This is a genomic window from Mesorhizobium sp. P3_A9 (genome assembly GCF_056402975.1).
In genome coordinates, this window is sequence record NZ_JBFUGJ010000129.1 from 1 (window position 1) to 15367 (window position 15367).

General features: G+C 63.9%; 13 protein-coding genes. 3 read left to right on the forward strand and 10 right to left on the reverse strand.

Annotated features, from left to right (window positions below):
- The 10 genes from AC1DX0_RS18325 to AC1DX0_RS18370 all read right to left on the reverse strand — a co-directional run.
- A partial coding sequence (locus tag AC1DX0_RS18325; protein ID WP_477356343.1) for a D-apionate lactonase family protein occupies positions 1-1188 on the reverse strand: 1188 nt, incomplete at its 3' end.
- Positions 1185-2219 carry a Gfo/Idh/MocA family protein gene (locus AC1DX0_RS18330; protein ID WP_477221064.1) on the reverse strand — a complete coding sequence of 345 codons (1035 nt, stop codon included), beginning with the start codon at positions 2217-2219 and terminating at the stop codon, positions 1185-1187. The genes AC1DX0_RS18330 and AC1DX0_RS18325, both read right to left, overlap by 4 nt.
- Before the next feature lie 2 nt (positions 2220-2221).
- Positions 2222-3286 (reverse strand): ABC transporter permease, encoded by a 1065-nt coding sequence (locus tag AC1DX0_RS18335; protein WP_477221065.1) that lies wholly within the window; start codon positions 3284-3286, stop codon positions 2222-2224.
- Positions 3286-4845: a sugar ABC transporter ATP-binding protein gene (locus AC1DX0_RS18340; protein WP_477356345.1), complete on the reverse strand. Its 1560-nt coding sequence runs from the start codon at positions 4843-4845 to the stop codon at positions 3286-3288. The genes AC1DX0_RS18335 and AC1DX0_RS18340 overlap by 1 nt, the downstream gene beginning before the upstream one ends.
- Complete coding sequence (locus tag AC1DX0_RS18345; protein WP_477221067.1) at positions 4842-5486, reverse strand: DUF2291 family protein; 645 nt, start codon at positions 5484-5486, stop codon at positions 4842-4844. Before AC1DX0_RS18345 ends, AC1DX0_RS18340 begins: the two co-directional genes overlap by 4 nt.
- 77 nt (positions 5487-5563) lie before the next feature.
- Positions 5564-6505: a substrate-binding domain-containing protein gene (locus AC1DX0_RS18350; protein WP_477356347.1), complete on the reverse strand. Its 942-nt coding sequence runs from the start codon at positions 6503-6505 to the stop codon at positions 5564-5566.
- A gap of 417 nt (positions 6506-6922) precedes the next feature.
- Positions 6923-7750: a phosphogluconate dehydrogenase C-terminal domain-containing protein gene (locus tag AC1DX0_RS18355; RefSeq protein ID WP_477221068.1), complete on the reverse strand. Its 828-nt coding sequence runs from the start codon at positions 7748-7750 to the stop codon at positions 6923-6925.
- Positions 7751-7859: 109 nt separating this feature from the next.
- Complete coding sequence (locus tag AC1DX0_RS18360; protein WP_477221069.1) at positions 7860-8891, reverse strand: ABC transporter permease; 1032 nt, start codon at positions 8889-8891, stop codon at positions 7860-7862.
- Entirely contained in the window at positions 8888-11359 is a 2472-nt protein-coding gene (locus AC1DX0_RS18365; RefSeq protein WP_477221070.1) for an ATP-binding cassette domain-containing protein, read from the reverse strand. Before AC1DX0_RS18365 ends, AC1DX0_RS18360 begins: the two co-directional genes overlap by 4 nt.
- Positions 11360-11427: 68 nt before the next feature.
- Positions 11428-12450: a substrate-binding domain-containing protein gene (locus tag AC1DX0_RS18370; RefSeq protein WP_477221071.1), complete on the reverse strand. Its 1023-nt coding sequence runs from the start codon at positions 12448-12450 to the stop codon at positions 11428-11430.
- Between the two features lie 360 nt (positions 12451-12810).
- Between AC1DX0_RS18370 and nanR the strand changes: the two genes are divergently transcribed.
- From nanR to AC1DX0_RS18385, 3 genes are all read left to right on the forward strand, one after another.
- Positions 12811-13524: a transcriptional regulator NanR gene (gene nanR, locus AC1DX0_RS18375; RefSeq protein ID WP_027041306.1), complete on the forward strand. Its 714-nt coding sequence runs from the start codon at positions 12811-12813 to the stop codon at positions 13522-13524.
- Positions 13525-13793: 269 nt separating this feature from the next.
- Positions 13794-14639 carry a phosphogluconate dehydrogenase C-terminal domain-containing protein gene (locus AC1DX0_RS18380; RefSeq protein WP_477221072.1) on the forward strand — a complete coding sequence of 282 codons (846 nt, stop codon included), beginning with the start codon at positions 13794-13796 and terminating at the stop codon, positions 14637-14639.
- A gap of 60 nt (positions 14640-14699) precedes the next feature.
- Positions 14700-15367: sugar phosphate isomerase/epimerase family protein (locus AC1DX0_RS18385; RefSeq protein WP_477356349.1), on the forward strand; the 668-nt coding region annotated here is incomplete at its 3' end.

The window sequence follows — 15367 nt, forward strand, 5'->3', positions numbered from 1 at the left end:
ATAGCTGAACATGCCGCCGCCGAGACGGATATCGGGAAAGGCGCGCCGCGCCGCGGCATAGACATCTTCGAGCGGCGGGCAGGGCGGCCAGGCACTGCCCGGCGGTGTCGATTGCCGGTCGACCGAGGGCGACACGGCGACGGCATCGAGCCGCAACCCTGCCCGGCGCACCATGTCGGCGACCTCTGCGAGTTCGGCATCGAGATCGCCGCTGCAGGCGACCACACATTCGAGCGTTGTCCGAGCGGGATAGGCGTCGGCGAGCAGGGCGAAAGAGCGCAAGGCGTCGAGCCCGTGACCGCGTGTAGGATCGTAGTGCAACAGCAGTTGTTGCGGACCGAGCGCCGACAAGGTGGCGAGGTTCGCCAGCGCCGTCTCGACTTCGCCGGGATAGATGATCACGCCGACATCCGGCAGCGCCGGACCGGGCTTGCCAAGCGTCACGCGGACCGCGCCGGACGCCTCGGCTGCAGCCGGCGTCTTGCCGTCGCTGGCAATGCGCAGGCTGATCGTCTGGCGGTTGGTTTCGCCGGCCCGCAGCACATAGGGCCATGGCAGCGCCAGCGGCCGCACATAGGTCTTGTAGGAGGCGTCGGACCAGTTGCGCTGGTCCTCCATCTCGAAAACGTCACCTTCCATCCGGCATTCGGCGCTGACGCCCGGACGCACCTCATGCGTGATGGCACGCAAATCCTTGAAAGGCTGCCAGGGGTCGATCAGGTCTGGCAGTTTCGTGTCCACCACGCTGCCGTCGGTGTGCTCCACCGTCACCGGGCTGCCGGCAAGGCCGGTGATCGGATGTAGGATGCAGAAGCCGCAACGGTTGGTCTCGAAATCGCTATCGGGCAGCGCGCTGACGTCGAACGCCAGCTGTCCGTCCGCCGAACCCTTGATGGTGGCGCGGAAGACGAGCCGGCTTCCGCCCGGCCCGGTGCAGCTTGCTGTATAGCTGGCGGAGAAAGCATCGGTACTTTGGTCGATGGTCAAATCCGCCAGCGTTGGCTCGTACGTGCCCCAGTCGCGGTCGCGCACGATATAGGCGATGGCGCGCAGCACCTCCGTGCCGCCATGGCGGATGGTACGCAGATTGCCGTTGACGAAATCGGCGCTGAGTGGCCCGGCGCTGAGCCGGATCGGTTCGGCTTCCACCGCACGTGTGCCGCAGAGGAGGAAGCGATCCGCGGTCATTTCAGCAGGTCGTCGATCTGCACCGGTTGCCGGCTTGCGGCACCGGCATAGGCTGCCTCGACCAGCGCGAATGTCTTGAGGTTGTCGGCGCCCGAGGTTGCCGGCTCCTTGCCTGATGCAAGGCAGTCGACCCAGTGCCGCTGGATCGCCTGCACGCTCTCCTGGATGTTGTGCCATGGCCGCGAAGCCCAGGGCAGCAGCGGCGGTGAGATGTCGGTGACCGTCGTGCCGCTCTTGCCGGTGACGGTGAGCTGGTATCCCTGCGCCAGCCGCACGGTGCCGTCGCTGCCGTCGATCTCCATCAGCGTTTCGGGAAACGGCTCGACGGCAAGCCTGGTCGCATAGCTGCAATCGACCACTGAAGTGGCGCCGCTCTTGTGATCCATCAGCATGGTGGCGACATCCTCGCCGGCGATGGCCGGGTTGACGCGTGCGGTGCGGGCGGTGAGGCTCGAGACGTCGCCGAGGAGAAAACGGGCGATGTCGAGGATATGGATGCCGAGATCCTCGATGATGAAGCGTTTTCCCGTCGCCAGGTAGGGCTGGCCGGAAAACACGTCATAGGCCGAGCGGAAGGAGATACGCCCAAAGAACGGCGTGCCGATCTCGCCGCTGTCGAGCACGGCGCGCACCGCCTGGATCGGCGACTGCCAGCGGAAATTCTCATGCACCATCAGCGGCACGCTGGCCGTGGCGCAGGCCGCGACCATCGCCTTGGCATCGGCGAGCGTCGGTGCGAACGGCTTCTGGCAGATCACCGGGATGCGGTGGGCGGCCGCCATCTCGACCAGTGGCCGGTGGCTGCCGACGGTGGTGGCGATGTCGACGAAGTCGAGCGTCTCGGCCGCGAACAGGGCCGCTGCGTCGGTGTAGCGCTTGGAAATGCCGAACTGGTCGCCGACGATCCGCAACCGTTCGGGATCGCGGTCGCAGATGGCGACGATGGAGGCGCCCTCGATGTCGCGCCAGGCATGCATCTGGTTGACGGCGAAGAAGCCGCAGCCGATCAGCGCTCCGCTCAAACTCGCCATGATCAACCAGCCTTCGCCATCTGCATCAGGGTAACACGCTGCTGCAGCCGGCGCTGCGCCTGGTCGACGACGACGGCGACGATGATGACGAGGCCCTTGATCACCATCTGCCAGAAGGAGCTGACGCCCATCATCACCAGCCCGTCCGACAGGATGCCGATGACGAAGGCGCCGACGATGGTGCCGCCGATCGTGCCGCGGCCGCCCGACATCGAGGTGCCGCCAAGCACCGCCGCTGCAATGGCGTTCAGTTCGAAGCTTTCGCCCGTCGCCGGATGCGAGGCCATCAGCTCCGACGAGATGATCAGGCCGACGATCGCCGCRCAGAAGCCGGAGAACATGTAGACGAACATTTTGACCATGTTGACGCGCACGCCGGAAATCCGTGCCGCGCGCTCATTGCCCCCGACAGCGAAGATGTGGCGGCCAAGCGGTGTGTACCGGGCGAGATAGGCAGCCCCCAGCGCCACCACGATCAGGATCCAGATCGAGACCGGCAAGCCGGCGAGCCGGCCGGCGCCGAGGAAGCCGAAGCCGGTGGTGCCGAGTTCCGGCTTGCCGACCAGATTGGGGAAGGTGCGGCCGTCCGACGACAGCAGCGCCATGCCGCGCGCCACATAGAGCACGCCGAGCGTGGCGATGAAGGGCGCGACGTTGAGCCTGGTGATGAGCAATCCGTTGACGGCGCCGATCAAAATACCGACCAGAAGCGTGATCAAGGCGATCTCGACCACGTTGAAGTAGATGGTGTAGCCGATCTGCAGATCGATGCCGTTGAGCACGAGATAGCCGGCCACCATGCCGCACAGGCCGACGATCGAGCCGACCGAAAGGTCGATGCCGCCGGTGATGATGACGAAGGTCATGCCCATGGCGAGGAAGGCGTTGAGCGCCACATGCTTGGCCATCAGGATCAGATTGGCGGCCGACAGGAAATTCGGCGCGGCGATGGAGAAGAACACCAGCACGGCGATCAGTGCGATGAAGGTCCTGAGCTTCATCAGCGTCAGCAACGCGGAGCCGCTGGAGGCCGATGCGTGAGCCGCCCTGGCCGGAATGTCAGTCATCAGCTTTGCTTTCCATATGCGGGGGCAAGATGGGCAGGTCCGTGGCCGAGCGCCGACGCGGCGACGATCGCGGCTTCGGTCGCCTCGGCGCGGTCGAACATCCCAGTCAGTTTGCCATTGCTCATCACCGCGATCCGGTCGGATAGGGCCATCACCTCGTCGAGGTCGGACGTGGCGAAGAGGATGCCCAGCCCATCGCGCGACAGCTTGCGCATGGTGCGGAAGACGTCGGCCTTGGCGCCGACATCGATGCCGCGACTCGGCTCGTCCATCAAAAGCACCTTCGGTCCGGTGAGCAGCGCCTTGCCGATCACCACCTTCTGCTGGTTGCCGCCGGAAAGCGACGAGACTTCCTGCGCCGGGTCGGCGACCTTGATCGACAGCTCCCGCACCATCTGCACCACGGCCTGCCGCTCGGCACTGCCTCTTATGTGGAACAGGCGCACGAAGCGCGAAAGGCTGGCCAATGTCAGGTTGCTGGCGACCGAGAGGATCGACACCAGGCCCTCGCGCTGGCGGTCTTCCGGGATCAGCGCCAGACCGCGCCGGATGCGCCGCGTCGTGTCGCGTTCCCTGATGTGGTTTCCCTCGATCAAGATCTTGCCACTGGCATGGCCRTGGCGGCCCATGATGCARTCGAACAGCTCGCTGCGSCCGGCGCCCATCAGGCCGTAGATGCCSAAAATCTCGCCGGCGCGCAGCGACAGCGAGACGTGGTCGACSGCCAATCCGCCGGTGGCGCGTGGCAGGCAGATGTCCTCGGCGCGGAAGATCTCTTCGCCCGGCACATGGCCGTCGGCCTTGGCGAAATCCTTGGCGTCCGAGCCGATCATCTGCCGCACGATCCATTGCGTGTCGACGTTTTTCACCTCCTCCTGGCCGGTGATGCGGCCATCGCGCAGCACGGTGATGTAGTCGCCGATGCGGATCAATTCCTCGAGCCGGTGCGAGATGTAGACGATCGCGACGCCACGCGCCTTGAGGTCGGCGATCACCTTGAACAGGATCTCGACTTCAGCGGCACTTAGCGCCGAGGTCGGCTCGTCCATGATCAGGATKCGCGCRTCGAGCGARACSGCCTTGGCGATCTCGACCAGYTGCTGCTGGCCGATGCGCAGATCCTCGACCAGCATGTCCGGWCGGATACCGGCTTCGAGCCGATCGAGGAATTCACCGGCCCGCCGTTCCTGTTCCTTGCGGTCGATCTTGCGAAACCGGTTGGTGATCTCGCGCGTGGCAAAAATGTTCTCGGCAACCGTCATGTTGCCGAACAGGTTCAACTCCTGGAACACCATGCCGATGCCGCGATTCACCGCGTCGCCGGACGAGGAAAAGGAAACCTCGTTGCCGTCGAGCAGGATGCGGCCGGCCGTCGGCTGCTCGACGCCGGCGATGATCTTCATCAGCGTCGATTTGCCGGCGCCGTTTTCGCCGACCAGCACATTGACCGCGCCCTTGCGCACCTCGAAATTGGCCTGCTTGACCGCGACGGTGCCGGCATAGACTTTCGAGACGTCTTCCAGCTTCAGGATGATGTCGTGACCGGTCGCCGTGCTCATGGCTTCGGCCCGATCTCGGCCTCCGCCGGGGTCACCAGCGGCAGGTCCTGGCCGCCTTCGATCGTGTAGGCACCGAGCACCTTGGCGGTGCGGCCCTCCAGCGCCTCGCGCGGCAGCTTGGACAGCACGGTCTTGTCGGCATAGGCATTGAACGCCTTGCCGAACTGGGCGAAGTCGATCTGGTTGGTGAAGTCGTTGAACTGGACGAAGTCGAGGCTGTCGCGGAGCGCGGTTCCGCGTATCGCCGGCCCGATCTGCACCCGCGCATCCGCCTTGCCGTCGCCGTCGACGTCTATATCGATCGTTGCCGCGCGCGACTGCGTGTTGGCGGCGATGATCTTGCCTTCGACGCGGACCGCGAAGGTCCACGGCGAATTCGCCTGCTTCTTGGGGTTGCCGTATTTGGCGCCGGCTGCCGCCTGATCGGTCTTCGCCAGCGCATGGACCTCGGCGAACGGCCCGGCCTTCTCTTTCAAATACGGAATGACTTTCGCCACCCAGATATCCTCGACCATCTTGTCCGGATTGAAGCCGGACGCATTGGCGCCGTCTTGCGCGGAGGGCGTCGGCAGAATCTTGCAGGCGCCGAGGCTAAGGCCGGCGAGCGCGACAAGGGTCAGCCAGGTCAACTTCTTCGGCATCGCGGTCAAGCATCCCAGGGAAATGGAGACGAGGGACGAACCCTAGGTTCGCCCCTCGCGGATTGCATTGCGCCGGTTCAGTTCTTCAGCGCGAAGGTTTCCAGCTTGGCCGCGTTGTCGCCATTGACGAGCACGCAGTCCATCAGCTGCTTTTCCTTCTCGGGCGACTTCTTGTTCTTGATGAAGTCGTTGGCCTGTTCGACCGCCATCTGCGCCTGGGCATAGGCCGGCTGCAGCACCGTCGCTTTGATGCCGCCCGAGGTGATGGAGTCACGCACATCGTTGGAGCCGTCGAAGCCGACGACGATGACATCCTTGCGGTTCGCCGCGGCGAGCGCCGCATAGGCGCCCATCGCCATCGTGTCGTTGCCGGAGATCACGCCCTTGATGTCGGGATTGGCCTGCAGGATCGATTCCATCTTGGAATAGGCCTCGGTCTGGCTCCAGTTGGCCGACTGCTGSGCSACCATCTTCAGGTCYGGATARTCGTYGATGACRTCRTGATAGCCCTTSGAGCGGATGCCGGCATTGGTGTCGGATTCCTTGCCGACCAGCTCGACGAAATTGCCCTTCTCGCCCATCAGCTTGACGAATTCCTGCGCGCCGAGCTGGGCGCCCTGGTAGTTGTTGGAGACGATCTGCGCCACGGCGACGCCGGTGGCGTTGATCTCGCGGTCGATCAGGAAGGAGGGGATGCCGGCGTCCTTGGCCTTTTGCACGGCGGCGACGGTGGCGTCGGCGCCGGCATTGTCGAGGATGATCGCCTTGGCGCCGCGGCCGATCGCGGTGTCGATCAGTTCGGACTGCTTGTTGGCGTCGTCATCATGCACCAGCACCAGTGCCTCGTAGCCGAGTTCCTTGGCCTTCGCCTCGGCGCCGACGGCTTCCGCCTTGAAGAACGGATTGTCGTGCGAGGGGGTGATGATGGCGATCAGGTCGGCCGCGAAGGCCGGCGCCGCCGTGCCAAGTGCCAGCACGCTGGCGAAAGCCGCAAGCGTCATTCTGCGAGTGAGTTTCATGAAGTCCTCCCGTTGAAAAGACATCGCCCCGACCAACCGAGGCCATTGTCTGCATTTGAATTCATCAGGCAGTGCGGGCAGCGCGCGCTCGGTCAGGGAAAGCCGCTTCCCGACTTTCCAACCGAACCGATTTTCGCTCCCGTTCCCCGCCATCCTCCGCTCGTCCCGGCTTCAATCCGGTGCAGGAGTAGCTTAGCCAACTGGTATAATGAGTCAACCACTAATTAAGATGATCAGTATCTCAGCGTCCGGTGTTTCTTCCTTCTCCCTTGTGGAGAAGGTGTCGCCGAAGGCGACGAATGAGGGGTGCTCAAGGGAAAACCAACGCCTCACTCCGCTGGAACACCCCTCAACCGTCTCGGCGCTGCGCGCCGATCCACCTTCTCCCGCAAGGGGAGAAGGGGAAGACGGAGCCCCTCAGGTAATGCGCTGGATGCTGGCTGCGATTTCTTCCGGCTCGAAGACGCGCTTCCAGTCGTCGCGCATCAGCACCGGCTTGCCGAATTCGATGGCCTTGTTGCAGGCATCGGAGAACACGCCCTTGGTCTCGCCGAAGATGACGGCGCCGAGCACGTTCATGTGGCCGAGCAGGAAATCGAGTGCGGCCTGCCGGTCGACGCCGCGCGCCACGACCTCGTCGAGGGCTTCCTTCATGACGACGAGCAGCGAAGCGCACACCGTCTCCGAAAGGCCGGGCTCGAGCAGAGCCATATGTTCGACCGTGACGCGGTGCGAGCGCATCACCGGCGCCCAGATGATCTGGGCGATCTTCTCGCCCTTGGCGTAGTCCGCCTCCGGCCCTTGCATCAGCGCGCTGACGAAATGCTGCTTGGCCTTGACGCCGCCGAAGAAGTCCTTCTTGGCGGCCATGTCGGTCTCGTCGTTGAAGATCGGCGGATGGCAGGGATGGGTGACGAAATAGGTCAGGTCGGCACGATCAGGCAGGTGCCCGGCGAAAGGGGCCGCGGCATCGAGTACGATCACCATCGTGCCTGCGGCAAGCTTGCTTTCGATGCTGGCGGCGACCTTGCCGATATGCGTGTCCGGCACCGCCAGGATTACCACCTCGGCGCCCTTGAGCGCCTCATCGACGCCGACCGCATCGAAGCCCAGACCGGTCTTCAGCCGCTCCTTGCCCGCTTCGCTGATCTCGACATGGCGGATCGTGTAGTCCGATCCGCGAAAATTGGTCGACAGGCGATAGCCCATTTTGCCGCCCGCACCGAACAGCGCAATCGTTGTCATCTGACCTTGCTCCTTGATCCATAGGCGATCGTCTCGCGATCGTCATCTTATATACTGGTATGATCACTCTACCAGAATTTGGCAAGAGGATTCATTGGTTTTGTGTTCGTCACTTCGGCAGGGGCGCGGCAGCGCCTGGCTCCGTCTTCGCTGTCGCGGCGTCCGTGGGATCGACAGTGGCGCGCCGCGCCAATGCCTGTCTGCCCGCCAGCGCCAGGACGAAGATGACGACGATGCCCTGGACGATGTCCTGGGCGCCGGGAGGCAGTCCGATGATCTGCATGGTGGTGACGATCAGGATGAGCAGGATGCTGGCGAACAGCGTGCCCAGCGCCGTCGCCGAGCCGCCGAAGATCAATGTGCCGCCGAGCACCACCGCGGCGATCGACTGCAGCAGATAGGGCTGACCCATTTCGAGGAAGGCGCCGCCGATGTAAGCGCCGAGCAGCAGGCCGTCGAGCGAGGCCAGCACCGACGAGATGATGAAGGCCGCCGCGATCACCCGGCCGTTGTTGATGGCGGCGAGCCGGGCAGCGGTCCGGTTCTGGCCGACCGCCGACAGCAGCTGGCCGAACACGGTGTAGCGCAGCACGAAGGAGGCGATCGCCACGCCGAGAATGGCGATGATGGCCATGATCGGAACACCCGAGATGCGGCCGGTCGCCAGGCCTTTCAGCGCCGGGCTGACGGCAAAGCCGGAAATTGCCTTGTTCGATAGCAACGTCGCAGTTGCCAGCACATAGCCGGTGGCGAGCGTCGCGATGATCGCCGGAATGCCGAGGCCGACGACGAGCAGCGAATTGAGCAGGCCGACCGCGAGGCCGAGCACAACGGCAGCGGCGACACCAATGGCGAGGTTGGCATCCTGGCCCTTGATGGTGAGCAACGCGACGAAGGCGCTGAGCGTGATCACCGAAGCGACGGAGAGGTCGATATTGCCGCGCCCGGTGGTGACGACGAACATCTGGCCGATGCCGACGACGGTCAGGAACGAGGCCGAGAGGATGATGCCCGACAGGCTGGAGAGGCTGAACCGGTTGGTGACCACGGAGAGTACGAGCCAGAGCAGCAGCACCCCGATCGCCGCCCAGATCCAGCGGTTCCTCTGCGCCCAGAAAGTGAAGGCGGACAGCGCGTTCATTGTTCGCTCCCGCGGTCAGCAGTCAGGCCACGCAGCGTCAGCAGCGCGATCAGGATCAGCCCTTGCGTCGCGGCGTTGTAGTCGCTGCTTACATTGAGCGTGCCGAGCAGCGCGCCGATCAGCGACAGCGTCACCGCGCCGGCGATGGCGCCGACCGGGGAGACGATGCCGCCGAGCAGCGAGCAGCCGCCCATCACCACGGCGGCGACGCTGAGCAGCGTGAACGAATTGCCGGAATTGATGTCGCTCGCCGTGTTGATCGCCGTCAGCGACAGGCCGGCGGCCGCCGCGAACAGCCCGGCGATGAAATAGCGCACCAGCGCGTAGCGGGTCGGCGACCAGCCCGAACGGATCATTGCCGTCGGATTGTTGCCGAAGCCGCGCAGCACCACGCCAAGCGGCAGCCGGTCGATCACCAACACCACCAGGGCGACCGCGGCGATGAGGATGATCGATGTCGGCAGAAAGTCGAGCGACCAGCCGAACAGCGCCGTCAGCCATTCAGGACTGGCGCCGCCCGGCGTCGGCTGCAGCGCATAGCCCAATCCCATCCAGATGAAGGAGGCGCCGAGCGTGACGACGATGGCCGGGATCTTGCGCGCCTGGATCAACCCGCCAAGACCGGCATAGGCAACGACCGCCGCTGCCAGGGCCAGCGCGCCGAGCCATGGCTGATCGTAGAGCAGCGTGGCGCTGAGCACGCTGACCAAGCCGGCGAAAGCGCCGACGCCGAGATCGATTTCGCTGCCGCCGACGATAAACATCTGCGCCGCCGTCACCAGCACCAGCGACAGCGCTGGCATCAAAAGCAGGTCGAGCCCGAAGAACGAGGCGACTGCCGGGTTGGCCGAGATCATCACCGCCAGCACGGCGGCGAGGCCGATGAAGGGAGCCGCGTTCACCAGTCTGCGGGCAAGCCCGGCCGCGCTGGCCTTGCCGTGCGCGGCGTCGGCGTCCTTGTCCGCCTGCTGGACGAAGGATGCCCCGACGATCGCCGCTTCGGTGATCGCCGCGCCGGTCAGCTCCTTGACGATCCGCCCGCCGGCGAAGACCAGCACGCGATCGCAGGCTAGCAGTTCGGCGTCCTCGGTCGTGTGCCAGACAAGGGTCCGTCCGCTGCGCGCGATGTCGTTGCAGAGCCGGTAGAAATCCTGCTTGGTGGCGATGTCGACGCCGCGCGTCGGATCATCGAGCAGGATGATCGGCGTATCGGCAACCAGCGCGCGGGCAACCAGCGCCTTCTGCTGATTGCCGCCGCTCAGCTCGAGAATGTTGGAGCCGAAGCGGTTTTCGTCGAGCCGCAGCCGGCCGGCGGCATCGGCCGCGGTTTCACGGTTGACCCGGTCCGAGACCAGGCCCAGCGCCGGGCGGCGTGCGAGGCTGCCGATGGAGATGTTGCCCAGCACGCTCCACAGCGGGAACACGCCTTCCTTCTGGCGGTCGCCGGCAATGAAGCCGGCTTCGCCGGTCCGGGTGACGGCGGCATCCTTTCCGGGCTTGAAGATGGCATGCAGCAGGTCCTTCTGGCCGCTACCCTCAAGCCCCGCCAGTCCGACGATTTCACCACGCGCGATCTCGATGTCACGGCCGAGTTCGGATGTCAGGGCTCCGGACAGACGCACCAGCGCTGCCCCGGTACCGACGGCGGTAGCGCCATGCTGGTGGACCGGATTGGCGTCGCCGCCCATCAGTTGCACCAGCTTGCCGATCGACGTGTCCGCCACGTCGCCGCGCCAGGCGGTCCGCCCGTTGCGCAGCACGACCACCTGGGCGGCGATGTCGATGATCTCCTGCAGCTTGTGGCTGATGAAGATGAAGGCGAGGCCTGCCTTGGCCCGCTCGCGGATAAAGGCCCGCAACTGCCTGGAACGATCGAGATCGAGCGAGGAGGTCGGCTCGTCGAGAACGATGAGCCTGACGCCGGGTGTCGCGGCGGCGCGCGCAATCTCGACCATCTGCCGTTCGGCGATGGAGAGCTGGCCGACATCGGCATCCACATCGATGCCGTTGCCGGGGAAGACCGCGTCCAGCGCTGAGCGGGCACGGCCCCTGTAAAGTCTCCGCCAGCCCGGCCGGCTGGCCGCGTCTTGCGGCGTCTCCAGAAAGAAGTTCTCGGCCACCGACAGGTTGGCGCACAGCGACAGTTCCTGATGCACCATGCGGATGCCGCGCCGTTGCGCTTCCGCCGTGTTGTAGTCGGTGAAATCAAGTGCCTGGCCGGCGAAGGAGATCGAGCCCAGTGTCGGCCACATCGTGCCGCAGAGAATGCGCATCAGCGTCGACTTGCCGGCGCCGTTGCCGCCGACGAGGCCGATGATCTCGCCGGCCGAAACCGCGAGGTCGATCTCGGCATTCGCCAGCGTCGGCCCGAAACTCTTGGTGATCTGTGAAAGCGAGACAATTTCTTGCCGAGCGACGGGTGCCATGACGGCTGCACCCTTCTGATCGGCAACGGCAAGTTGGGACATTCGTCCTCCGTTTCTTCACGGCCAAGGATCGGGCGCCATCCGGCGTCCGATCCATTGTGCTGGTCGCGTTACTTGCTCAGCAGGTTCTGCTTGACCCAATCGAGCGAATAGCTGGGGCTGATGATCTGGCCGCCCGGCAGCTTGGCGTACTCCTTGAGATTGCTGGCATCGACGGTTGCCACAGGCATGATCATCATCTTCGGCGCCTTGGCGCCCTTGAGCAAGGACAGACCGAGCCAGAAAGCAGCGCCGCCAATGCCAGGCGTCGTGTTCATTGAAACCGTCTGGTAGCCGTTCTTGGCGTTCTCTTCGGCCCACCATTTGACGAAATCGGTACCGCCGCCGCCTTCGATGATCGGCATCTTGCCGGCATAGTCGCCACCATACTGGACAAAGGCCTGGGCGATGCCGACATCATCGCTGCCGCCCTGGCCGAGCACCGCATCGACATGCGGCAGCGAGGGCAGGACGTTGGCGATGGCCGCCTGCGCGACCGAGGCGGTCGCCTGGCCATAGACGGTGGCGACAACCTTGATGTCGGGATATTTCGCCAGCACCGACTGCTGCGCGTTGAACATGTCGTTGTCCGGGGCCGAGCCCTTGACGCCGCGCACCTGGATGACATTGCCCTTGCCGCCGATCATCTTGAACACGGCTTCGGCCTGGGTTGCCTTGTAACCCTTGAAGTCGAAATTGAGCTGGTAGTTGCAAGGCGCCGAAGCGACGGAATCGAAGGAAACGACGATGATACCGGCCTTGCAGGCTTTTTCGATGATGCCGTTGACCGCGGTTTCCGAGGCGGCGTCGACAGCGAGCACGTCGACCTTCTTCAGGATCAGTTCGGCGATCTGGCTGTTCTGCTGCGCCACCGAGCCATCGCCGTTCATGACGATGTAGTCGGAGATCTGCCCAGCCGCCTTTGCTTCCTTGGCCGAGGCTTCGAAAGCCTCCACCATCTGGTGCCGCCAGGTGTTGCCATAATAGGCGTTGGTCAGCGCGATCACCGGTGCATCCGATGACGCCGCTGCCGGCAGCACAAAGACACTCCCCAGCGCGGCGCTGGCAAGCGCCGCCACGATTGCAAACTTCATGATACTTCCTCCCAAAAATACCGACCAGCATGGTCGGTTTGCATGCCATCCCGTTGCGGTGTCCCGCGAAAGACACCATACCATCTACATGTTATACCAGCATACCAAATAGGCAAGCCGGTACCGGAACTCACTTGATGCATTGACGAGAGCGAAACGCGGCCGATCGTTTCGTCTTTCTTGCCTTGGCCAGTCGGGCCGGGTCGCGCCGGCAAACCCGTTTGCCGGTCGCGTCGCCTATCGGCATCGATCGCCAGCAGAAATTATGTCATCATATATGTAATGTCAATCAGCCATGGGGCCTTGCCTGTCGCTGCGACTTGAGGTCGATATGCCCAGGAGCGAATGGCGGAGGGATGGATGGAACCGGTCCAGAAGAAGAAACTGTATGTGGAAGTGCTGGACCGGCTGATGGCCGCGATCTCGACATCCGAATTTCCCCCCGGCTCGCAATTGCCATCGGAAAAGGAACTGATGACGATGATCGGCGTGGGGCGGCCGTCGATCCGTGAAGCCATGCTGACGCTGCAGCAGATGGGACTTATCAAGATTTCCCATGGAGAACGTGCGCGCGTCATCAACCCGACGCCCGAGGTGATCGTCGATCAGGTCTCCGCGGCGATGGTCATGATGCTGGCGACAAACTCCCGTGGCCTCGAAGAACTCAAGGAAGTCAGGCTGTTGCTGGAAACCGGCCTGGTACGAATAGCCACACGGCGCGCTACCGCCAAGAGCCTGGAGCGACTTGCCGAGACCCTACGTCAGCTGCGGGATGCCCGGGGTGACCAGGCGCGATTTGTCGCCGCCGACATGGAATTCCACGCGGTCATCGCGGAAATGAGCGGCAATTCGATGATAGCGGCGGTGGCGAAGGGAATGCTCGAATGGCTGTCCCGCTTCAAGCGCGACCTTGTGGCGGTGAAAGGTGCTGAACGCCTGACAGTCGAGGAGCACGAACGCATCTACAAGGCGATCGCCAGCGGGGATCCGGAAGGCGCGAGCCTTGCTATGGCCGAGCATATTGGCCGCGCCAATGAGCTCTATTCGAAACTGATCGGCGGCGAGGCCGGCTGAGTATCCAGATCAGCCAAAATTTTTTGAGTGCTAAAACTCATGTGATGACATGATATCATTTTGGTGCTAAGGCTCGTCTTCGTGAATGTCCGTCCAGCCTGGACGCTGCATTGATCGGCGGAATCTCGGTGGGCCYGCAGATGGCTTCGACGCTGCGGCGGCCGTCCCTGTGAATGACCGCCAGACATCCGGAGATCGAGGCCGCGCCGCAAGCTTTCGGCCAAAATCGGCGCCACAGGCGCGCAATCAAGGCAATTGGGAGAGAACGAATGACAACATCCGTGGCGTTGCTGGGAGCTGGCGGCAAGATGGGCTTCCGCGTTGCGCGCAAGCTGATCGAAGCGGGTTACGATGTCCGTGCCGTGGAAATCGGCGACGCCGGCCGCAAGCGACTGTCGGAGGCCGGCATCAGCGCCGTTTCCATGGAAGAGGGCGTGCCCGGCGCCAAGGTCGTGGTCATGGCCTTGCCGGACAACATCATCGGCCAGGTCGCACGGCAGATCTCGCCGATGCTCGCCAGCGGCGCGATGCTTCTCATTCTCGATGCCGCCGCGCCTTATGCCGGCGACCTGCCCAGGGATCGCCCGGATCTGACCTATTTTGTCGGCCATCCCTGCCATCCGCCTTTGTTCGGCGACGAGACGGAGTGGGCGGCGCGCCGCGACTATCATGGCGGCATCGCCCGGCAGTCGATCGTCTGCGCCCTGATGCAGGGCCCGGAAGAGCACTACGCGCTTGGCGAAGAGGTGTGCAAGGCGATGTGGTCGCCGATCATCGACAGCCACCGTGTCACGGTCGAACAGCTGGCGATCCTCGAGCCGGGCCTGTCCGAGATGATTGCCATGCCCTTCGTCGACACCATGGTCGAGGCTGTGGAGGAATGCGAACGCAAATACGGCATTCCCAGAAAGGCCGCCCTCGACTTTCTGATTGGCCACCTCAATGTCGAGATCGCCATGTGGTTCGGCTTCTCCCCGAAAGTGCCATCCGATGCGGCGTTGCGTCTCATGCGGTTCGCCAAGGGTGTCGTCGTCCGCGACGATTGGCGCGAGGCGCTGTCGCCGGCCAAGGTGAAGGAAGCCTCCGAACTGATCGTCTACGGCAAGGGAGCCTGAGCGCCATTGTCGTCGCCACGGATCATCTCGGTATCGACCGCGCTCTTCGACGGCTATTCCATGGAACTGGCCATCGAGGAGATCGCGGCGGCTGGCGGCGGCCATGTCGAGCCGGCCTTCATTCGCGGCTATGTCGATTTCGATGAAAGCATGTTTGCCGACGGTAAGGCTTCGAAGCTGCGTCAGACAGCGGACAATGCCGGGCTTGGGATCAATGCCGTATCGGGTCATCTCGACCTGTCAGGCCCGGATGCGCTGGATGCATTGTCTCGACGAGTGACCTTTGCAGCCGGGCTTGGCGCAAAGTTCCTGATGACCAATGCCGGCCCGATGACAAATCGGGCTGACATCCGCAGAACGATCGATGCCGTCCTGCCGAGGCTGGAACAGGCCGGCATCGTGCTCGCGCTCGAGAACCCTGGGCAGGGCAAAGGCGATTTGCTTGGCAACGCTCGATTGGGGGCAAGCCTCATCCGTGAAATCGGATCGCGGCATGTCTGCCTGAACCACGACGCCGGAAACGTCTTCACCTATAGCGATGAGACGACGCAGCCGGCGCAGGATATCGCGGCGGCCCTCGATGCGGTTGGTCATGCTCATCTGAAAGACGTCATCAGCACCGATGCAGGGTGGGCATTCTGTGCCGTTGGCGACGGCTCGGTCGATTACGGAGCGTATTGGGCAGTCCTTCCGCCGACGCTGCCGGTTAGCATTGAACTGCCCTTGCG

What these genes read in the sequence shown, in the direction of transcription:
- AC1DX0_RS18330 (WP_477221064.1), bottom strand. Translation starts at nt 2,219, where the DNA reads ATGGCGAGTTTGAGCGGAGCGCTGATCGGCTGCGGCTTCTTCGCCGTC.
- AC1DX0_RS18345 (WP_477221067.1), bottom strand. Translation starts at nt 5,486, where the DNA reads ATGCCGAAGAAGTTGACCTGGCTGACCCTTGTCGCGCTCGCCGGCCTT.
- AC1DX0_RS18355 (WP_477221068.1), bottom strand. Translation starts at nt 7,750, where the DNA reads ATGACAACGATTGCGCTGTTCGGTGCGGGCGGCAAAATGGGCTATCGC.
- AC1DX0_RS18360 (WP_477221069.1), bottom strand. Translation starts at nt 8,891, where the DNA reads ATGAACGCGCTGTCCGCCTTCACTTTCTGGGCGCAGAGGAACCGCTGG.
- AC1DX0_RS18365 (WP_477221070.1), bottom strand. Translation starts at nt 11,359, where the DNA reads ATGTCCCAACTTGCCGTTGCCGATCAGAAGGGTGCAGCCGTCATGGCA.
- AC1DX0_RS18370 (WP_477221071.1), bottom strand. Translation starts at nt 12,450, where the DNA reads ATGAAGTTTGCAATCGTGGCGGCGCTTGCCAGCGCCGCGCTGGGGAGT.
- nanR (WP_027041306.1), top strand. Translation starts at nt 12,811, where the DNA reads ATGGAACCGGTCCAGAAGAAGAAACTGTATGTGGAAGTGCTGGACCGG.
- AC1DX0_RS18380 (WP_477221072.1), top strand. Translation starts at nt 13,794, where the DNA reads ATGACAACATCCGTGGCGTTGCTGGGAGCTGGCGGCAAGATGGGCTTC.